This is a genomic window from Dactylosporangium sp. NPDC051485 (assembly GCF_040682015.1).
In the GTDB taxonomy this organism is placed as follows: domain Bacteria; phylum Actinomycetota; class Actinomycetes; order Mycobacteriales; family Micromonosporaceae; genus Dactylosporangium.
The window spans coordinates 41957-60372 of sequence record NZ_JBFAZW010000051.1; the positions used below are offsets into that span (position 1 = coordinate 41957).

15 protein-coding genes and 2 pseudogenes are annotated in these 18416 nt (G+C 68.4%); 9 read left to right on the forward strand and 8 right to left on the reverse strand.

Annotated elements, in window-relative coordinates; genetic code table 11:
- The first annotated feature begins 38 nt into the window (after window positions 1-38).
- From AB0M46_RS26970 to AB0M46_RS26985, 4 genes are all read left to right on the forward strand, one after another.
- The gene (locus AB0M46_RS26970) at window positions 39-1211 is read left to right on the forward strand and encodes an MFS transporter (RefSeq protein ID WP_363340240.1); all 1173 of its coding nucleotides are present in this window, start codon (window positions 39-41) and stop codon (window positions 1209-1211) included.
- Window positions 1212-1536: 325 nt separating this feature from the next.
- A complete protein-coding gene (locus tag AB0M46_RS26975) occupies window positions 1537-1848 on the forward strand; it encodes a hypothetical protein (RefSeq protein ID WP_363340242.1) in 312 nt (103 codons plus the stop codon).
- 156 nt (window positions 1849-2004) lie between these two features.
- A complete protein-coding gene (locus AB0M46_RS26980; protein WP_363340244.1) occupies window positions 2005-2511 on the forward strand; it encodes a hypothetical protein in 507 nt (168 codons plus the stop codon).
- A gap of 268 nt (window positions 2512-2779) precedes the next feature.
- Entirely contained in the window at window positions 2780-3352 is a 573-nt protein-coding gene (locus tag AB0M46_RS26985; RefSeq protein WP_363340246.1) for a sigma factor-like helix-turn-helix DNA-binding protein, read from the forward strand.
- On the opposite strand, the pseudogene AB0M46_RS26990 reads toward AB0M46_RS26985, so the two are convergent.
- Window positions 3347-3898 (reverse strand): annotated as a pseudogene (locus AB0M46_RS26990) (helix-turn-helix domain-containing protein); the annotation flags it as partial. The gene AB0M46_RS26985 and the pseudogene AB0M46_RS26990 sit on opposite strands and share 6 nt — an antisense overlap.
- A gap of 1064 nt (window positions 3899-4962) precedes the next feature.
- On the opposite strand from AB0M46_RS26990, the gene AB0M46_RS26995 reads away from it, so the two are divergent.
- Window positions 4963-5343 (forward strand): hypothetical protein, encoded by a 381-nt coding sequence (locus tag AB0M46_RS26995; protein WP_363340248.1) that lies wholly within the window; start codon window positions 4963-4965, stop codon window positions 5341-5343.
- Window positions 5344-5709: 366 nt separating this feature from the next.
- Here AB0M46_RS26995 and AB0M46_RS27000 read toward each other — a convergent pair whose 3' ends face one another.
- From AB0M46_RS27000 to AB0M46_RS27025, 6 genes are all read right to left on the reverse strand, one after another.
- A complete protein-coding gene (locus tag AB0M46_RS27000; RefSeq protein WP_363340250.1) occupies window positions 5710-7158 on the reverse strand; it encodes a hypothetical protein in 1449 nt (482 codons plus the stop codon).
- The gene (locus AB0M46_RS27005; RefSeq protein ID WP_363340252.1) at window positions 7155-7385 is read right to left on the reverse strand and encodes a hypothetical protein; all 231 of its coding nucleotides are present in this window, start codon (window positions 7383-7385) and stop codon (window positions 7155-7157) included. The genes AB0M46_RS27000 and AB0M46_RS27005 overlap by 4 nt, the downstream gene beginning before the upstream one ends.
- Before the next feature lie 166 nt (window positions 7386-7551).
- Window positions 7552-7953 carry a hypothetical protein gene (locus AB0M46_RS27010; RefSeq protein ID WP_363340255.1) on the reverse strand — a complete coding sequence of 134 codons (402 nt, stop codon included), beginning with the start codon at window positions 7951-7953 and terminating at the stop codon, window positions 7552-7554.
- Window positions 7950-10088 (reverse strand): hypothetical protein, encoded by a 2139-nt coding sequence (locus AB0M46_RS27015; RefSeq protein WP_363340257.1) that lies wholly within the window; start codon window positions 10086-10088, stop codon window positions 7950-7952. Before AB0M46_RS27015 ends, AB0M46_RS27010 begins: the two co-directional genes overlap by 4 nt.
- Complete coding sequence (locus AB0M46_RS27020) at window positions 10085-11611, reverse strand: hypothetical protein (RefSeq protein WP_363340259.1); 1527 nt, start codon at window positions 11609-11611, stop codon at window positions 10085-10087. The genes AB0M46_RS27015 and AB0M46_RS27020 overlap by 4 nt, the downstream gene beginning before the upstream one ends.
- 209 nt (window positions 11612-11820) lie before the next feature.
- On the reverse strand, window positions 11821-13239 hold the full coding sequence (locus tag AB0M46_RS27025; protein WP_363340261.1) for a site-specific integrase: 1419 nt from the start codon (window positions 13237-13239) through the stop codon (window positions 11821-11823).
- A 155-nt stretch (window positions 13240-13394) separates the two neighbouring features.
- Between AB0M46_RS27025 and AB0M46_RS27030 the strand changes: the two genes are divergently transcribed.
- The 3 genes and pseudogenes from AB0M46_RS27030 to AB0M46_RS27040 form a co-directional block, all read left to right on the forward strand.
- Entirely contained in the window at window positions 13395-14102 is a 708-nt protein-coding gene (locus AB0M46_RS27030) for a methyltransferase domain-containing protein (protein WP_363340263.1), read from the forward strand.
- 47 nt (window positions 14103-14149) lie between these two features.
- Window positions 14150-14380, forward strand: coding sequence for a hypothetical protein (locus AB0M46_RS27035; protein ID WP_363340265.1), 231 nt, complete (start codon window positions 14150-14152; stop codon window positions 14378-14380).
- A gap of 508 nt (window positions 14381-14888) precedes the next feature.
- A pseudogene (locus tag AB0M46_RS27040) lies at window positions 14889-15684 on the forward strand (IS5 family transposase); the annotation flags it as partial.
- 247 nt (window positions 15685-15931) lie between these two features.
- On the opposite strand, the gene AB0M46_RS27045 reads toward AB0M46_RS27040, so the two are convergent.
- On the reverse strand, window positions 15932-16999 hold the full coding sequence (locus AB0M46_RS27045; RefSeq protein ID WP_363340267.1) for an integrase core domain-containing protein: 1068 nt from the start codon (window positions 16997-16999) through the stop codon (window positions 15932-15934).
- Window positions 17000-17198: 199 nt separating this feature from the next.
- Here AB0M46_RS27045 and AB0M46_RS27050 point away from each other — a divergent pair, with 199 nt between their 5' ends.
- A complete protein-coding gene (locus AB0M46_RS27050) occupies window positions 17199-18320 on the forward strand; it encodes a tyrosine-type recombinase/integrase (RefSeq protein ID WP_363340269.1) in 1122 nt (373 codons plus the stop codon).
- Window positions 18321-18416 lie beyond the last annotated feature (96 nt).

Sequence of the window (18416 nt, forward strand, 5' to 3'; positions counted from 1 at the left end):
GCTCGGCCGTGCTAGCCGGGTCTCGGTGTCCGATCGCGGTGCTGACCGTCATGGCGTTCCTGGTCGTGACCGGTGAAACGACACCGTTCGGGCTGATTCGTGAGATCGCCGTCGGTTTGCACGCCACCGATGATCAGGTGGGACTCGCTGTCGGTGGCTATGCGTTTGTCGCCGGGTTGTCGTCGGTGCCGCTCGCCCACTGGACGTCCCGACTGGACCGCCGGGCGATCCTGGCGGCCAGTCTGCTCGTGTTCGGCGGCGGGCACCTGGCCGCCGCGGCTGCCGGGCATATCGCGGTGTTCGCCGCCGCGCGTGCGATCGCCGCGCTCGGCCACGGTTTGCTGTTCGCGGTGGCCGTCCCGACCGCGATCCGTCTTGCCGAACCCGCAGTGCAGGGCCGGGCGGGCGCGCGGGTCATGGTCGGCAGCGCCACAGCGCTCGTCGCCGGGACGCCGCTGGCCACCTACCTCGGCCAGGCGGCCGGATGGCGCACCACACTGGTCGTGCTCGCAGCGGCGGCGCTGCTGCTGGCCGGTGCAGCGTTGCGGCTGCTCCCGGCGGTGACGGGGCGCGAACGGCGAGACGGCGGCCCCAGCCTGTTCACGGTGGTGCGCCGCCCTGACCTCGTGATCGTGCTCACCACGACCTTGACGATCTCGACTGCGCACTTCGTCGCATTCACCTTCCTCGCCCCGTACGCCGCCGGACGCCTGGACGTTCGCGGCACCGGACTCGCCGTCCTACTGCTCGTGTACGGGGCAGCGGCAGTCGCGGCCAGCACGGTAGCGGGCCGGATCGTCGACCGGCACCCCCGCACCGGAACCGCGGTGTCCGCCGCCACGTTCACGCTCGCGCTGACCGGCATCTGGCTCACAGCAGCGCTGCACCTGCCGACGCTCGGCGTGCCGCTCGTGGTGGTGTGGGGCGCTGCGTTCGCCGCCCTAGCCGTGCTGACCTCGCTCATCGCGCTCCGGCACGCCACCGGAGCACATACCGAAACCGTCAACGCTGTCTCCGGCATCGCCTTCCAGCTCGGCGTCGTCGCTGGCTCCGCGGCCGGATCGCTCGCCGTCGCGGCGGACCACCTCACCAGCCTGCCGCTCGTCGCGGCCAGCGGCGGTTTCCTCGTCTTGGCGGCCGTCCTGCTCGGCGGGCACGCATTCCCGCCCACCACGCCGACGACGTCCATACGGGAACCAGAGCTGCCATGACCAACAACGCCCTACGTCGACGTAGCGGCGCCGCGACGACTCGGACCGCGTCGCGCGCCCAGGCCGCCAGCCCGGACTCATCGTCGAGCCACCGCAACCCGGACACGATCGCGTCCGTCCGGCGACAAACGGCCCGGCGTGTCGCCGCACCCGTCCGGCGTGTCGCACGCACGTTCGATTTCGGACGGCGCGTGCGCTACTGCGGCGGCTCGTCGCGGCATACCGTACCGACGGCCAGCCGATGGCCGGCCTGGTCGAATGGGGTGGATTCATGGGTCAAGTTGCGGCTCCACAGCCGCGTGTTCGACGGCGCCACGGCACCACCGTGGACGTCGTCATCGGCGGCGAGCACGGCGTGTTGACGGTCGGGCACAGCGGGGGCAACGGGGACGGCGCGCCGTGCTGGATGCAGCTACGGGTGGGTGCGCACGGCTCGGCGGTGTCCGGCCTCACCGACGCCCTCGCGACGGCAGTCACCGTCGGCCTGCAGCACGGTGTCCCGCCCGCCGCGGTGGCCGACGAACTGTGCCGGATCGATGGCAGCCAGCCGGGTGAACACGCTGACGCACTCGCTGAGATGTTGACGTCCGTCGGACGTGCCGGCCTGGCCGGGGCGGCTGGGGCGGCTGGGCCGTGACCGCCGACGTTGCGGCGACTGCGCCTGCACAGCGCGCCGACGAATTGTCCGGCAACCGTCTCCGGCACCTGCGCCTCGACGCGTAACGCTCGCAACGGCAGCTCGGCGCCACGGCCGCTATCCACGACACCACCGTCTCCCGGAGAGGACCTCGTTTTGGTAACCGAAGCTGCTGTACCGACCGCCCCGGAACTCCGCCGACGTCTCGTTGCGGAGCTCACCGCGGAGGGTGCGATCACCACCGACGCGGTTGCCCACGCCATGCTGGCGGTACCGCGTGAGCTGTTCGCCCCGGCAGGAACCGACCTCGCCGACGTCTACGCCGGGCACGGCATCGTGATCACCAAACGGCAACCCGACGGACGAGCGACAAGCTCGGTGTCCGCGCCGTGGCTTTCCCTGTCAACTCTGATCGTGTTGCGGAGCCTCCGATCGGGAGGGAGGGTCCCGCTCATCTCGGAGTCAATCATTGCCACCGGCGGCGAGCTGTCTCACAGTCCGTATATCCTGAGGAGTCTGGCTCGCGGAGGCGCGGCGGCCGGTCCGGGCGTCTCGTGGGCGGTGTCGGCGGATAGGTTCCGATGCATAAACAGGTGCGCTAGACGCACCGAAGCCGCGGCGGCTGGCGCTCTGCTTCCCCCAGAGACCATTGGCCCGCGGTAGACTCCCTTCCGCCACTCACGCTGAGTTACCTACTCACGACCCCCGGCATTGTTCGGAAGTGTCCGGTTTGATCATGATTTGCTAGATGCCGTAGACGGCGAAGACGTGGGCCCGCGCGATGCAATCGGCTGACGTGAAGTCCTCCCGTTACTGGTGTGCGTCTGGCACTGATGTCTCTCTGCCGGGGCCGGTTTGAGTTCCCTTCCAACCCGAGCGGCCCGTCGTGGCATGTACTCGGGTGAGGCCGCGTCCGGGGAGGGTCGTGTGGTTGACGAAGAAGGGGTTCCGCGAGTTCGTGCAGGCGCGGTTGCCGCGGTTGTCGCGGGCGGCGTGCCTGCTCGCCAGTGGGCACGCCCAGGCCGAGGACCTGCTGCAGGCGGCGCTGATCAAGACGGCGCTGGCCTGGAAGCGCATCGCGGAGGGGGACGATCGGAGGCCCACGTGCACAAACAACCTCTACCACGAGCACACGTGCACACCTGGCAGGCGCCGGCGGTGGCTCGAACACTCGACCGCGGACGTGCCCGAGCGGGCGACCGGCGCGGACGAGATGAACCAGACCTTGCTGCGGATCGTGCTTCAGCAGGCATTGGGCCGACTCACGCCCCGGCAGCGGGCGGTCATCGTGCTGCGGTACGTCGACGACCTCTCCGAGGCCGACATCGCCCAGGTCATGGGCGCCTCGGTCGGTCCGTCAAGAGCCAGACCGGTCACGCCCTGGGGCCGCTGCGCAAGCTCGCCGCGAACTCGCCGGAACGGGTCGACAATTCGATGGAGGTGCGATCGTGATCGGTTTGAGCGAGTTGCTCGACGACATCGCCGACCAGGCGAAAGTCTATGACGTCACCACCGCGGCTCTGCGCGCCGCGCGGCGGCGCCGGCGGGTGTGCACCATGGGCAAGGTCGCGTTGAGACTGATGGTGGTGATCTGCTGGTCGGCGGGGTTGCGGCGGTACTGCCGCTGTTCCTCTTCGGCGGGCCTGGGCGGCCGGAGGGCGGGCCGGGACGGCTGGACGGCGGGCCGCCGGGCGTGGTGCGGCAGCTGCTCGGCTCGCCCACCCGCGGCTCCCTCGCTGGCGACACCGCCTTCCTCGACGCGGTGCTCGGCCGGATCGTCGCCGACCTGAGCATGTCGTGGAGCTCCGGCACACGGTGTGCGCGCGTCAGGCGCCCAGCCAAGCCGGGCCCGCACGATCCGCCGCACGCCGGCGGCGGTGCGCTTCGGGTTTTCCCGCTTGAGCGCCACCGCCAGGTCGATGACCTCGGTCGGCGTGCGCTGGCAGGTCTGTCGCGGGCTCGGGACCAGCGCGTCGAACCCGCCCGCCCGCCAGTCCCGAATCCACAGGCCCACCGTCTGCCGGGAGATCCGCACCCGCCGCCCGAACGCGTCGGTGTCCTCACCGCGGCGACCGTCCGCAGCAGCCGACCCCGCTGACGGGTGGAATGCGCCGGGTCCGCAGCCTCCCGGATCAGCTGGTAGCGGAACAGCCCGACCGCCCGGGCCCGCTGCATGCGCTTGCTTTCCCCGTCGTCCGCCATCGCAGACACGTCCTCCTCAACCGTCGATCCGCACAGGACTGACGCCGAGGATCACCGACCAGACCGCCACCGCACGGCAGGGCAGGGCAGGGCAGGGTCAACTCGTGTTGATCCACTACCCGGGCCAGCCCGGCGCGAACAACCGGCCACCGCCGACACCCACGCCCACGCCCACGCCCACACCCACACCCACACCCACACCCACACCCACACCCACACCCACACCCACACCCACACCGGCACAGTGAACACCACGAACCGAGCCGCCACCGCTGCCGCAGCCATGTTGATCGCGGCCACCGCGTCCGCCCAGCCACTGCCCGCCGGTCGGGCATCACGGATCGGCCGTCACCGCCGGCAATAGCACCGTGAACAGCCGCCGCACGCCTCCACCCTGGCCAGCGAACCGCCGCAGCCACCCCCGCACCGTCTCCGCCGGACGCCCCAACACCATCGCGACCTGCCGAAATCCTGCCCCCAGCCGGCGCTAGCCACCAGCGCCGCTCCGATCACCGCCGTGGTGTCCGCCCGCCGCATCAGCAACCCCACCGGCAGCGGCACTTGCGTCACCCCGCACCCGGAGCATCGCGCCCTCCGCGGACGCACCGGCAACACACCAGCCGAAGTCATGAAAGCTGGGATCCCGAACGCCGGACGCGGCGTGCCCTTGATATCAGAATCGCGAAGGTTGCGCTACACGGCCTTAGCCTGTCGCAAGTGACATAGATCGCCTTCAGAAAATATTGAATCCAACGCTTGCGCATGGTAATTGCGCTAGTTTTTTGCAGATAATGATAAACACCTATCTCGGAATGCGTCTGCCCGATACTGTCTTGCCCAGCGCCGCCGCCTGGTTTGTCCGATTGCATTAAAGGCACCGGCGAAGTGGCTGCACATCAACAACGGGAGGGCATGTTGAAGAAGCGGAAAGTCCAGCGGGCGATTGCCGTCATGATCATGGCCGCGGCAGCGATGGTTAGTCTCCAGGCGCCAGCGCAGGCGAGTAGCACCGGGATCCTTACTTCCCTGCGCTGCGATGTGCTTGCCGGTGTTCAGTCGCATTGCACGACCGGAGTGATCCCCGCCAACTCCTCCGGCCACTACATTAGGCTCTTCTCGGTCGGCGCGTTTGTGCGGTTGTACGACTGGCAAAATGGCAACCAGGTTTACAGCGGTTACCCGTGGGACACGACGGTCACGGGGCTGTACGGCTACTACTACGCGGTTGCGGCGGACACCGGCGGTTCCGGCTACGTTCAGATTTGCAACGACGGGGCCTACCACTGCAATTAGCTTCCAAACCGTCGTTGCGTACCGTCATTTTGCAGTGGCAACGGCCATTTGGCCACTGCTGAGGCGCTGAGGTACCAAAGCCGGCAGGCGGGGTCCACCTGCGCTGTTGGGTTCTCAACCACATGGCAAGGAGAAGGGGCACCCCTGACCGCATGGGGTGCCCCTTTCCTTCTCGGTACGCGGTTCGCGTTACCGTTCGAATAACCCGGTCAGGGGTTCTGACGTGCGCTTTTGTGCGTCCGGTCGCCAGCCGTAGTGGGCATGCTGACGGTCATGATCCTGTCGTTCCACATCTGCGAAGCCCTCCCCAGCGTCGCCACCTGCATCTTCACCTACCGACACGTGGCACGACGTTGCTAGGACCTCTCAGGGAATCGCCGGTTCGGGCTTCGGCGCCAAGTCGGCGGGCTCGTTGCGGTGCAGGAGTGTGCGGACCTCGCCGGCGGCCAGGAGCAGCCAGATGGCGCCGTTGGTGCCGCCGATGAGCCAGTCCTCGGTGGCGATGGTCGGCACCACGGCGAGGGCGCCGACGGTGAACCACGCCGCGGGCATCGCGCCGTCGGGGCGGCGGCGGACGGCGTGCCAGAGCAGGAGGGCCAGGCCGAGCATGAAGGCGCCCGCGCCGAGGACGCCGCCGCGGCGGAAGGCGCCCACCGCGGCGTTGTCGGTGTTGAGGTCGCGTCGGGGGCCCTCGACCGGGTTGCCGTCGTCCACGCGGTGGACCACGGCGCGAGAGCTCTTGGCGTTGCCGAAGGTCTTCTCGGCCCAGCCGGCGTCCTTCCAATCGACCCAGACCTGGCGCCAGGTGGCGGTGCGGCCGCTGGTCACGTCGCCCGGGTTGTCGGCGAAGCGGTCCTTGAGGACCCACTGGTAGCCGCCGCCGACGGTCATCACGATGGCGATCACCACGAACGGTGTGGCGAGCGCCGTCCAGCTCCGGTCGACGTCCTCGTGCCGCTTCCACAGGGCAACGCCGAGGTGGACGACGGCGGCCGCGACGGCGAAGACGAAGCCGGTGCGGGACTCGCAGATGGACAGTACGAATGCGGCCAGAGCGGCGACGCCCAAGCGCTGCCACCACAGCATCGCGCGGTCGAAGCCGATCCGGATGGCCACCACCGCCACGAACCCGGCGAGAGAGTTGGGGTGGTAGTAGAGGCCCGGGCCGCCCCAGAAGCGGTCCGTCATCATCCGCGCGGAGGCGTTGTCGGGGATGGCGTGGACGCTGTCGAAGAGGCTGCCGGAGCCGAAGAGGAGCAGGGTCGCGATGCCGAGCAGGATCGCCGCGGCGATGCCGACCGACAGATCCCGGCCGCGGCGCTTGCCCGTGGTGTTGAGGGCGATCAGCGCTAGCACGGCGAGGGTGAAGACGCCGGCGTAGGCGACCCGCTGCCCGGCCACCTTCCAGTGCGCCACGAGGATCGCCCCGGCGATGCCGAAGAACCAGTACGCGAGGCCGAGCCAGGCGGTGCCGAGCCGGGACAGCGAGCGCAGGGAGCGCAGCCACGGCCACGCCCACACGGCGAAGACGACGACCTCGACGGCGAGCACCGCCCAGATGATCCCGGGGCGCTTCGTCGCGGTCCAGGTGAGGATGCCGGCCAGCACGAACAGCCCGCCGAGCACCAGGCCGGGCAGCGTGATCCCGGGCAGGCTCAACGCGATGCCGGCCACGGCCATCGCGATCAAGCCGGCCGCGAACGCCGCGGCCGACTGCCCGAGACTGTCGGTCCGGGTGTACTCCCAGATGCCCGCGGCGAGCGCGACGACCACGGCGGCCACGGCAAAGGGGGTGCGCCCCTTGATCGAAATCATCCGGTGTTTGTCCTAACTCGGCGGCGGCTGAGGAAGAAGTCGCGGACCACCCGGCGCGGCCCGGCCGGAACCAGCCAGACCTGCAGGAAGGTCACGTAGTCGGTGAAGCTCGGGCGGCCGTGCTTGCGGGCCTCGCGGAGCACCAGCGGCAGGTCAGCGTCGAGGCGCAGCGGGTGGGCCGCGAGCGGCACGGCCCAGGCCAGGATCAGGGCGAGCGCGAGGATCATCGGCGCATGCACTCTCCGTAACTGGCCTTCATCCATGTACCGGGAGGTGACAATATCGCGTCGCCCAGGCACCTTCGGGGCGGGCGTCATCGCAGTGACAGAAGGTGATGAACGGCGGTAGAGCTATCCACAGTCCCCGGCCGATCGTGGTGCCGACATGGTGCGGCTAGTGAAGGGGTCGGATGACCGCGGATGAGGCCGTTTGGAGCTGGTCGCGGAACTGTGTGTTCTCGGTGGCGAGTACGTTCACGATGCGGGCCAGCATGGCGTTGTCGTTCTGCAAAGTTCTGATGTGCTCGTTGGCCTCGGCCAGCCGGCGGTTGGTGGTGTCGAGTTGTTCTCGCAGCTTGCGCTCGCTGTCGGGGACCTGTCCCTGGGCACGGACTTGGGCGTAGAACAGGTCTTTGAGGTCGGTGTGGCGATGAGTCAGGACGTGCCTCTTGACGCCGGATTCCTGTGCGAGGGAGACGACGGTGAGAGCGCCGTTCGAGCGCAGTGGTGCGCCGGCCAGGAGCCTGGAGGCTGCGGCCTTGATGGCGTCGCGTTCGTTAGTGTGCTCGCTGGTCATGAGGCTGTCCCTGTGGTGATCCGGTTGTCGAGGTGCTGCTGGGCTCGGGCGGTGAGTGCTTCGGCTTCGGTGCGCAGGCGGTCGGCCAGCGGAGACGGCGTGGCGCTGGCTAGGGCCTGCAGGTGGTCGGCGTGCTGGAGCATGTGGGCTGCGTGCTGGTCGGTGCGGGCGATGTTGGCGCAGCGGGGCTGGCATCGGTCCAGGCTCGGGGTGTCGTTCTTGGCCCGGCCAGGGTGGCAGAGCGCCTTGTCCCGGGCGTAGTTGCAGAGCAGGAAGGACCGCTGGTTCTCGAAGACGGTCAGCCCGGGGTCGTTGAGCAGGGCCCGGGCTTGGCGGTGGGTGGTGATGACGCCGCCGAAGCGGTGGTGCTCGCGGGCTGCCGCATCGATGAGCCGCCGGGCGGCCGGCCCGGAGATCCCTTCATTGTTCTCGATGGCCTCGTTCAGGTCGCTGAGGCGTTCGGCGATCTCGCGAGCGGTCTCGAGGTCGATCAGCTTGTGTATGCCGTCGCGGGATCGGCTGTAGTAGCCCTCACTGACGATGGTGCGCAGGTGTCCGTATTGGACGGCCAGGGCTACCAGGCCGCCGGGGCGTCGGGCGATATGCCAGGCCAGCGTGCGACGAAACCGTGAGATCCCGATGGCGCCGTCCGGATCAGCCGGGATCACCTCGGCAGGACGTCCGATCGTCTGGGCGTAGTCGTTGACCCAGCTGATGAGTCTTTCGATGCGGTGGGCGACGGTCTTGTGGGTCAGCGATCGTCCGGGGCTGGGGGTACGGGACGAGTAGGGGGTGTCGCGGTCGAACAGCAGGTCGCCCTCACCGACGATGCGTTCCATGACTCTGATGGCGCGGACCACCGGAGGGATGGCGACCCATGGGGTGTCGCGGTCCAGCCCGCCGGAGAGGTGGATGCCGTCGTCGTCTCTCGCGTTCTTGAACACCTTGCCGTTGATCAGGAACCGCATGGGTCCGGCCTCGGATGAGGTGCCGTCCGGGTCCGGGCAGCACCCTGATCGCAGTGCGAGGACTTCAGCCGGTCTCATGCCGGTCAGGTAGGCGATCACCACGAAACATGCCGTGACCAGGTGCCGGTGCAAGTCTCCGATGGCATAGAAGTCGAATCCCGGCTGCCACAGGGTTCCGGCGATCGTCGCGGTGGCCGGGGTGCTCAGCCGGCAGGGTCCCGGATTCGCTGCTGCGGCATCGGCCCACCGTTGGCGCTTCAGCACAATCGTTGCCTCGCTGACCCGGGTTCCGGTGACGCCGGCGACGAACAGCGAGGGGTGGGTCAGCTCAAGTCCGCCGTTGCGGCTCCGGGACGGGACGGCTTGTCCGTGCTGTAGCAGGTCTTCCAGGAACGCCTCGATCTTCGCGAACGTATCGTTGTCACGGGTGGCGGCTTCGGCCCTGGCATGGGTGGCATCGCGCAGTTGCTGCTGTTCGGCGAAGGCGGTCAGGATGTCGTCGGCGAAGTCCTCGACGAACCGTAGCGCCCAGATCAGCAACGGTCCCATGGTGTCCGGGTTAATGGCGTCGGTGTTGTTCTCTCCGCCGGAGGAGCCGGCTGGCAGGTAGTCGTCGATGCCTTCGGTCAGCCAGGGCGGCGCGGTGAGGTGGTGCTCGGGTGGCAGGTGCAGCGTGGAGTAGTAGTGGAGCCTGGTCAGCGCCACCAGCAGGCCTTTGACGGTGTCGCGGGCCAGCCCGCGCTGGACGTGCCGGCGGACGTAGTCGGCCATGTCGGCCGCCCTCACGTCGGGCAGGGTGCCGATGCCGCGGCTGTCGGCCCAGATCGCGAAGTTTCGCCAGTCGACGGTGGTGTGGTAGGCCAGCGCGATGCTGGGCTTGGTCACCATGCGGTTGTTGTGCTCGGCGACCAGGGCTTCAGGCAGCGGCTGCCGGAACATGGCCCAGGCCGCGGCGCGCATGCTCTCCCGGAATCCCGTCGGGATGGGTTCCCAGAGGATGTTCTGGCTTGCCGCGGAGGGGTTCTGGGACATGGGCGTGGTCGGCCATTGCGCGTCGCCGAAGCGGGGGATCAGGTGGCGTTGGGCCTGCGGGACACTGTCGGGGTCGATCACCGGGGCCTCGGGGTGCGGCAGGGCGCTGGCGTGCTGGTGCGGGGCGGTGCTCATGCCTGCAATCCCTTCGCCAGCAGGCCCTCGATGGTCTGCCGGTCCTCGTCCGTTGCCGCCGCCAGGGCGTCGCCCCACTCCGTGGGCGTGAAGTCAGGGGCCCGTCTGATGCTGGTAAGGCGCCGGTGGTGTGGGTCCCAGTCCTGCAGCCACTCCTCGGCCGGCAGCACGGCGCGTAGGTCCTCCAGCGATCGGTGCAGCAGCGCCAGCCGGGGCAGGTGGCGTGGCGTGATCACGGCGTTGGGGCAGATGAGGCAGAGCAGGAACGAGGCGCGGCATCCGGTGCCGTGCTCACTGAACGGGCTGTGGTGGTAGTCCCCGCAGCTGGCCGTTGCGGTGTCGCCGGCGGCGTCCGTCTCGGCGCGGCTGAGCGTCGCGGTGAACTGCGCGCGTGCGAACTCGACCGCGTCGTTGACGCCTGCCTCGATCGTCTCCTGGGCCTCGTGCTTGGTGCGAGGATCGGGAAGGACGTAGATGCGGTCGTGGGTGTCGCGGCTGTGCTGGATCAGCTCCGGCTGGTTGGCCAGCACGAGTGTCTTGCGCAGCCGCCGCAGGTTCACCTCGACGCTGGCCTGGCCGAGCGGCACCCGTCTTTCGTCCCTGCGGGCACTGTCGGTGAGGTGGCCGAGTGTGACCGCGAACTCGATGCTCACTGGCGCCGCCGGGTTGTCCCGGGTGTGCCAGACGATCAGTCTGCTGCTGGGGGTGCCGGCCAGGGCCAGCGCCGCCCGCCCGGGGGCGGTTGCCTCCATCGCCTCGCTGATCAGACGGCCCGGTGAGCCTGCTCCCCAGTCGGTGAGGTTGCGGCTTTGGTAGCGATGGGGGACGTGGCGCCGCCGCTTGTGCAGCTCGACTCGATAGACCACTCGGTCCTCGGCGTCTCCGGAGACGATCTCCGGGACGTGGAGCTCGGCGATCGAGCCGGCGTTCCAGCCGTAGGCGCACAGCATCAGCGTCAGCAACGCCCGCGCCTCTTTGGGCGTCAGGAACAGCCTGGCCCACGTGGTCTCGGCCCGAGCCCCGCCCAGCACGATCTTGTCTTGCTGCCGGATCCGCTGCTCGCCGCCTCTGGCGGTGTAGGTCGGCGGGCGACCCGTCCGGGCGATGTGATCGAGTAGAGCGCCCAGGTGCCACTGCGTGCTCGGCTCCTCGAACCCGCCGGCCCGCCACCGCTGCAGATGCTCGGCGTTGGTGCGGATCCGAAGCAGCGCCGTGCGGAACGTCCGCGCCGCGTGAACCTTGATCGCATCGAACTCCTCAGCGGTGTAAGCGGTCTCCTTCACCGTCTCCGGCGGGAGCCGCCGCATGATCAGATCCCTGGTGGCCTGCGGCAGGTGCTGATGCCCGCGCAGGAAGCCGGCAGTGAACTTCAGCAGCCTGCCCTTGCGGTCGCCCATGGCCAGTCGCCAAGCGGCCCAGATCGCCGGCGTGATGTCGGGCAGGTCCTGCGGTTCAGGCTGCTGCTCGGACAAGAACTGTGCGAACGGCCGCAGCATGTCGAATGCCCATCGGCTGGTGTTCACCGACCGCCACGTGCCGCTCGGCCCCGCGAGCTGCGCGAACCGCTCGGCCAAGCTCCGGGCCATTGCCGGGCGTAGCGGCAAGACCGCGAAGTCGTAATCGGCGCAGCGACGGCCGCTCTCATCGAGGTGGGTAACCACCAGCCCGGCCGGGTCAAGGACCTCCGGCCGGCGGTGGGATTCGTCCCGACGTGCCGCCGGCTGCCCGCGGCTCATACCGCGACCTGCGCGTCCAGCACCCGGCCGGACAGCCGTGCAAGCTGCGCCAGCACGTCGATGGTGTCCTCCGCAGCCTCATCAAGCAGCAAGGATCTGATCTGCAGGTCGGCCACGGGAGCGGCGTAGATGGTCCGCGTGGTCTCCTCGCTGGCGTGCCCGAGAAGGTCCCGGACCAGGCCCCACACGTCGCCGTAGAGCTCACGCATCGCCCGGCGTTCCTCCGGGCTCAGGCCGAACCGCCGGTCCAAAGCATGCTGCAGCACCACCAGCATGTTCAGGGCGAAGCTGTGCCGGGCCATATGCGGAGTGAACCACGGAGGCTCTGCCATCCGACCGGCCAGCACAGTCCGGCAGCGCTGCGACGCGGCGCGATAGACCGCCTCCCAGGAATGCGGCTGGAACGGGGTCCCGTCCTCGGCCAGCCATAACCACAACGGCTCCAGCCCGCCCTGGCCCTGCACGAACAGCCGTGCCCGCTCCTCGACGCCGACCATGTCCAGGTCGCGCTGCACCGCCTGCCCGTCCCGGTCTACCCAGTGCAGCGTCGTCCCGCGCCACCCGGACCTCCGAGTTACCACCCGAAGATCCGACGTGGCCTCATAACGACCGCTGGCCTGGGCACGGCGAACCGCAGCCCGGCGCGTCGTGCAGATGTAGGCGTCGACGGCGCCGAGAGCGTCGGCGGAGACGTAGAAGGTCCTGGGCCTCCTGGACTTGGTGACCTCCCGGCCCAGCCGGCCGGAGGCGTAGCGATGCGTCGCAGAGGCCAGCACCGGGACCTCGATCGTCAGCAACGAAGCACCCTCACCACGGCGCAGACCGGAGCTGAACAGCAGGTCGGAGTAGGCGGCGTTGCGATCATCGTTGCGGCCGCGCCATGACGGATCACGCCGCGAGTCCGCCGTGTAGCCGCGCAGCCCCACATCGCGCCAAAGGCGATAGGCCCGCGGAGTGAGCCACTTGACGTTGCTGGAACGGACGTCGTGTGCCCGACCGGCCGCAACGGTGATGCTCTCGCCGGCCCTGGTCACCAGAATCCGCTCGCTCACCGGACTCTTCGGCATGATGCCTTTGCTGACCGCCCACTTGTAGAGCCTGTTCAGGGCTGCCAGCTCACGGTTCCACTTGCTGCCGCCGATCACCCTGGGGTTGCGTGGTGACCACCGGCGCCAGTACTGGAAATCCCACACGTCATCGTCGTCGGCCTCGCACCAGTTCTTGCCGCGCGACCAGAGGAAGTCGAAGAACAGACAACAGTCCGTCGCGTAGTTCCTCTGCGTCTCCGGTGCCAACAACGCGAAGCTGCTGCGTGTCAGATACCGCGTCAGCCGAGGATCGACACGGTAGTCCGGATCAGTGAGGAAGATCGAACCCGCTTCGATGCCGAGCAACTGCTCGCGCTCCTGAAGCACGTCCAGCCCCGCAACAGTCGCGAGCCGCGACGGTACAACAAGCGGCGCACCTGTCACCCTATGTATTTGCCAATGCCTGTTCACGGAGGCCCTTCTACATGCGACGTACGGCTACGCAACACGTAGATCTAATAGGGAAGTGGCTGCAGGCTCGCATGCTCGAACAGACCAGGATCGGGCCCGGGTCGCGAGTTCTGGAGATCGGCTCCGGCGGTTGCAACGCCGCGATGATCGCCGAACTCGTCGGCCCCACCGGACGTGTGGTGAGCCTTGACATCGACGCCGACGTCGTCGCCGCGGCCCGCTCTGCCCTCGCGGCGGCGGGGTACCCGCAAGTCAAGGTCGTCCACACCGATGGCGAGCACGGTTTCGCGCCCGGCGGACCGTATGACGCGGTGCTGGTCACGGTCGAGACCAGCGACGTCCCGCCCGCCTGGACCGACCAGCTCGCCCCAGGCGGGACACTGGTCACGCCGGTGCGGATGCGCGCCCACACCCGGAGCCTGACCCTCGAACGTGACGGCGACCTGCTGGTCGCGACCGGTTCGCTGCAGTGCGGGTTCGTGTCAATGCAAGGCCACGGCCGGGACCCGATCCGGCGGATACCGCTGCGGGGCGACGACGCGGTCCTCGGCCTGGACGACCCGGCAACCGAGGTCGACGCTGATGCGCTCCGCGCGGCGCTCGACGGGCCGCGGACCGAGGAGTGGTCGCCGGTCGTGCTGCCGATGGACGCATCGTTCGAGTCGCTGCACCTGTGGCTGGCCAGCCAACCCCGCCCGTACGGCATCTTCACCATCGATCGGCAGCGCACCGCCGGGCTGCTCGACCCCAGGACCGGTTCTTCTGCCCGACCCTGCTGACCCGGACCAGCCTCGCCTACCTGACCATCCGCCGCCACGATGAAGACATGTGGCAGTGCGGCGCGCACGGCTTCGGACCCGACGCCGCCACCCTCAGCAGCGACGTCGTCGGCCTCATCACCGCCTGGGACCAGCACCACCGCGCCGGCCCCGGCCCGGCCATCACCGTGCATCCCGCCAGCGCCGCGCTGCCGAGCACGGACGTGGATCAGCTAAGGCTGGTCGTGTACCGCCGGCACACCCGGATCGTGCTCACCTGGCCCGGCGCCAGCCGATGACGACCACGCCTACGCGTTCTATTGGGAGATCCGGATATCAGAACCTGCGGAATGCTGACGTGAGATCGGTGCGCTGGCCCCGCTAGGCGGCCCCACAGCTCGGCCGACCTGAGTACTCGTCACCACAGGTAGCCGCAGTCCTGTTGCTCGCGCGGCTGGCGGCCACGGGATTCGTCCGGGGCGCTCACCGCCGTGCCAGCGTTTGGGTCGGCAGTCATCGTCACGCTCCCGGCTGCCGCCCTCGCCTGAATCGGCTACCCGGCCGGAACATCGACGAGCCCGGCGGCTGGCCGTAATAGAGATAGGTGCCTCTGGCAGGACGGCCATGTCTGGCCTTCTCGTACTGATACTGATCACACGCTGTTACTGTCAGTGGTCATACTGACAGTCGCTGAAGTCCGAGTAGCGTTGTTTGCAGCATAAGCGCGTCGCAACGGCACACGCAGCCTGAGAGAGCGTTGTGATACCTCGATGTGATCTTTGCTGACTTTGTCAGCGAAGATCACGGGTGTGTCGTTGTGTCTGTAAACCGGTGTATGAGTCGTCGCTGACAGATCCGCAGCGGGCGGTCCTGGAACCGCTGTTCCCGCAACGGGATCCGGGTCGGGGCGGACGTCCGCTGCGGTATCCGCGCCGGCTGGTCCTGGACACGATCCTGTACGTGTTGCGCACCGGAACTGCCTGGCGGCACGTCCCGCACGACCTGGCGCCGTGGGACGCTGCGTATCGCTGGTTTCGCTGCTGGAGCGCGGACGGCACGTGGGACCGGGTGCATGACCGGTTACGGGATCTGGTCCGGATGGCCGAGGGCCGTGATGCAGTGATGCGCAGCCGTCGGCCGCGGTGCTGGACTCGCAGACCGCGCACAGCCATGAGGGTGGTGCCGCGATCGGCTGGGACGCCGGGAAACGCACCGGGGTCGCAAGCGGCACCTGCTCGTCGACACCGGCGGGCTGCTGCTCAAGGCGGTGGTCCATGCCGCCTCCGTCCAGGAGCGAGCCGGGGCCAAACTCGTCCTTGCCGGGATCACCACGGTGTTTCCGCTGCTCGGGCTGGTCTGGGCCGACGCCGGCTACGCCAACCGTGTCGATCAGGGACTGCTGGGCTGGGCTCGGGACCACGCTGGTGTCGAACTGCTGATCGTGCCGCGGAACGCCGATGTGCGAGGCTTCCAGGTGTTGCCCCGCAGGTGGGTGGTGGAACGGACTTTTGCCTGGTTGGGACGGTGCAGACGGTTGGCCCGCGACTATGAACGCAAACCCGCGCACGCTGAAGCGATGATCAAGGTCGCGATGATCCGGCTGATGGCCGCCGACTGGCTGGCGAAGACATCGAACCGCAAGGCCCCATCGAAACCGAAGCAGCCCGACGGCTTCAGGACGAACTCAACCAAGACCGTAAGTAGTCACCGGATAACCCAACACTCTCTGAGGCGGACCCCGACTACTGCGTCGTCTCGCCGTAAGCGACGGTTTCCTCGACGACGACCGAAATGACATCGTCGGTGGCCTGTGGGATTCCAAAATCCGTCACATGGTCTGAGCTGCGCCTTCACGCGGCGCGTTCGTACTCGTTGATCAGTCCGCCGAGGACGGGTCGTCGTTTGATCCGCTCCAGCGTTAGGTCGACGACGGGCCGATCGGAACGTGGCGGCTGCAGCCATAGCGACCGGTGCGGGCGGCGGCCGTTGTAGTGGCGGGAGTACCGGTCCAGCGTTTGGCGCAGGTGCCGCTCGCCGGCGATGAGCATCCGGTCGGTGACCTCCGCGCGGACGGTGCGCACGAACCGCTCCGCGTACGCGTTCGCCCGTGGGCTGCGCGGTGGGATCTTGCATAGGGTGACGCCGGCATCGGCCAGCACCGCGTCGAACGCGGCCGTGAACTGCCCGGCCCGGTCGCGGATCAGGAACCTGAACTGGTCGGCCCGCTCACCGAGATCCATGAGCAGATTGCGGGCCTGCTGCAGCGTCCACGCCCCGTCCGGGTTCGCCGTGACACCCAGGACGTGGACGTAGCGGCTGCCCACCTCCATCACAAAGAACACGTACAGGCGCTGTAGCGTGACAGCACAGTCGACGTGGAAGAAGTCGCATGCCAGCATGGTCGATGCCTGGGTGCGCAGGAACCGTCGCCAGGTGGTGTGGTCGCGGCGCACCGGTGCCGGCGGGACGCTCAGGCGTTTGAGGATCCGCCGGATCGTGGAGGCGCCAACATCATGGCCGAGGCCGCGTAGTTCACCGCGGATCCGCTGGTAGCCCCAGCCGGGGTTGTCCCGCGCCATCTGCTCGACCAGCCGAGCCACCGCGACGTTGACCGGCGGACGGCCCGGCCGGCGAGGATAGCTCCAGCGACGGGCGACCAGCCGCCGATGCCAGGCAAGCACGGTCGCCGGGGTGACCAGACGGTGTGCCCGCAACGCCCGGGGCAGCAGCCGGGTCAGGGCGGCGAGCACCGCACGGTCGGTCCAATCCAGCCGCGGCTTCGGGTTCGTCCGGCGCAGCACTGCGTTCTCGTGACGTAGGACCAGGATCTCGATGTCCTTGGCCGCACTGGCAGACCTGAGCAGCGTCAGCCACCCGAAGAGGCGGCAGAACAGGAGGTACAGCAACCGCAACGCCATAGATTACGATGATGCCCGACGGTATGGCCAGGCACCAGATCACTGCAGGCCAACCATGGTGACGGGGTTTTGGAACCCCACACGCTCACCACACTCCATATGAGAGCGTCGATGGGCCGGGTCGGGTCATGCCTCTTAACCGGCTAACCGCGACGTTTTCCCAGGTCAGCGACACGCCCACGGTCGTGTAATTCCTGGTGTGTTGCGTTCGTTGGGGATACATCTGTTCCTCATGAACGTGTCGGATTCGTCGTTGCGGTTGGTGCATCGAGGCGAGGGCTGGGTGCTGGCGGGGCCGGCGTCCGCGCGGTTCGTGCTGGTCGATGAGTACCTTGCGTATCTGGGTGATCGGAACTACTCGCCGAAGACGGTCAGGGCCTACGGGTTCGACCTGCTCGCGTTCTGCCGCTGGCTGTCGGGTGAGAACGTCGAGTTGGCTGCGGTGACAACGGATGTGCTGCTGCGGTTTCTGCGTGCGTGCCGTGAGGCGCGGATACCTGGGCGGCCCGGTCCGAACGTGGTGAAACTCGATGGTGGCCGCATGGACCAGTACGCGGCGACGACGATCAATCGTCGGCTGGCCGCCATCTCAGGGCTGTTCGGGTTCCGTGCCATGCGTGATCCGACGTTGGCGAACCCGGTGCCGAGAGGACGCGATGCCCGTCGACCGGTTGCTGGGGAACGCAATGGCCTGTTGGCGCACACGGTGCGGCGGGCGAAGAGCCGTTCGGGGATACGGCTGCGTGAGCCGCGCCGGCTGCCGCGGCCGTTGTCGCAACCGCAAGCGGCTGAGTTGCTGGCCAGCTTTCAGACGTGGCGGGACCGGGCGATCGCCGGGCTGATGCTGTATTGCGGGCTGCGGTCGTGTGAAGTCCTCGCGTTGAGGATCGCTGGTGTCGACATCGGCGGGCGTTGGCTGCAGGTCGTGGGCAAGGGCAACCGGGAACGCCGGGTGCCGTTGGATGGCGATGTCGCCTCGGTGATCCAGGTGTATCTGCTGGCGGAGCGCCCGGAAACGAGCAGTGCCAACGTGTTCATCGTGGCCAAGGGCCCCAACCGTGGGCAGCCGCTGACGGCGGCGGGACTGCGCACGATCTTCCGCTACCACCGTGGGATTTCCGGGATCGGTGCCGGGCATCCACACGCGTTGCGGCACACCTTCGGGACCGCTCTTGCCGAGGCCGGGGTCGATCTGGCGGTGATGCAGGCGTTACTCGGGCACGCGCACGTCGACACCAGCGCCCGTTACATCCATCTCGCTCCTGCTCACGTGAAGGCCGAGTTCGACGCCGCTCGTGAGCGCATCCGTGCCCGTTCCTGACAGCCGTGACCTGCATGTGTCCTATGTGGAGTATCTGGCCCGGACTGGTCGCGGGAACACCGCGTACTGGACGGCGGCCCGCACATTCTTCACCAG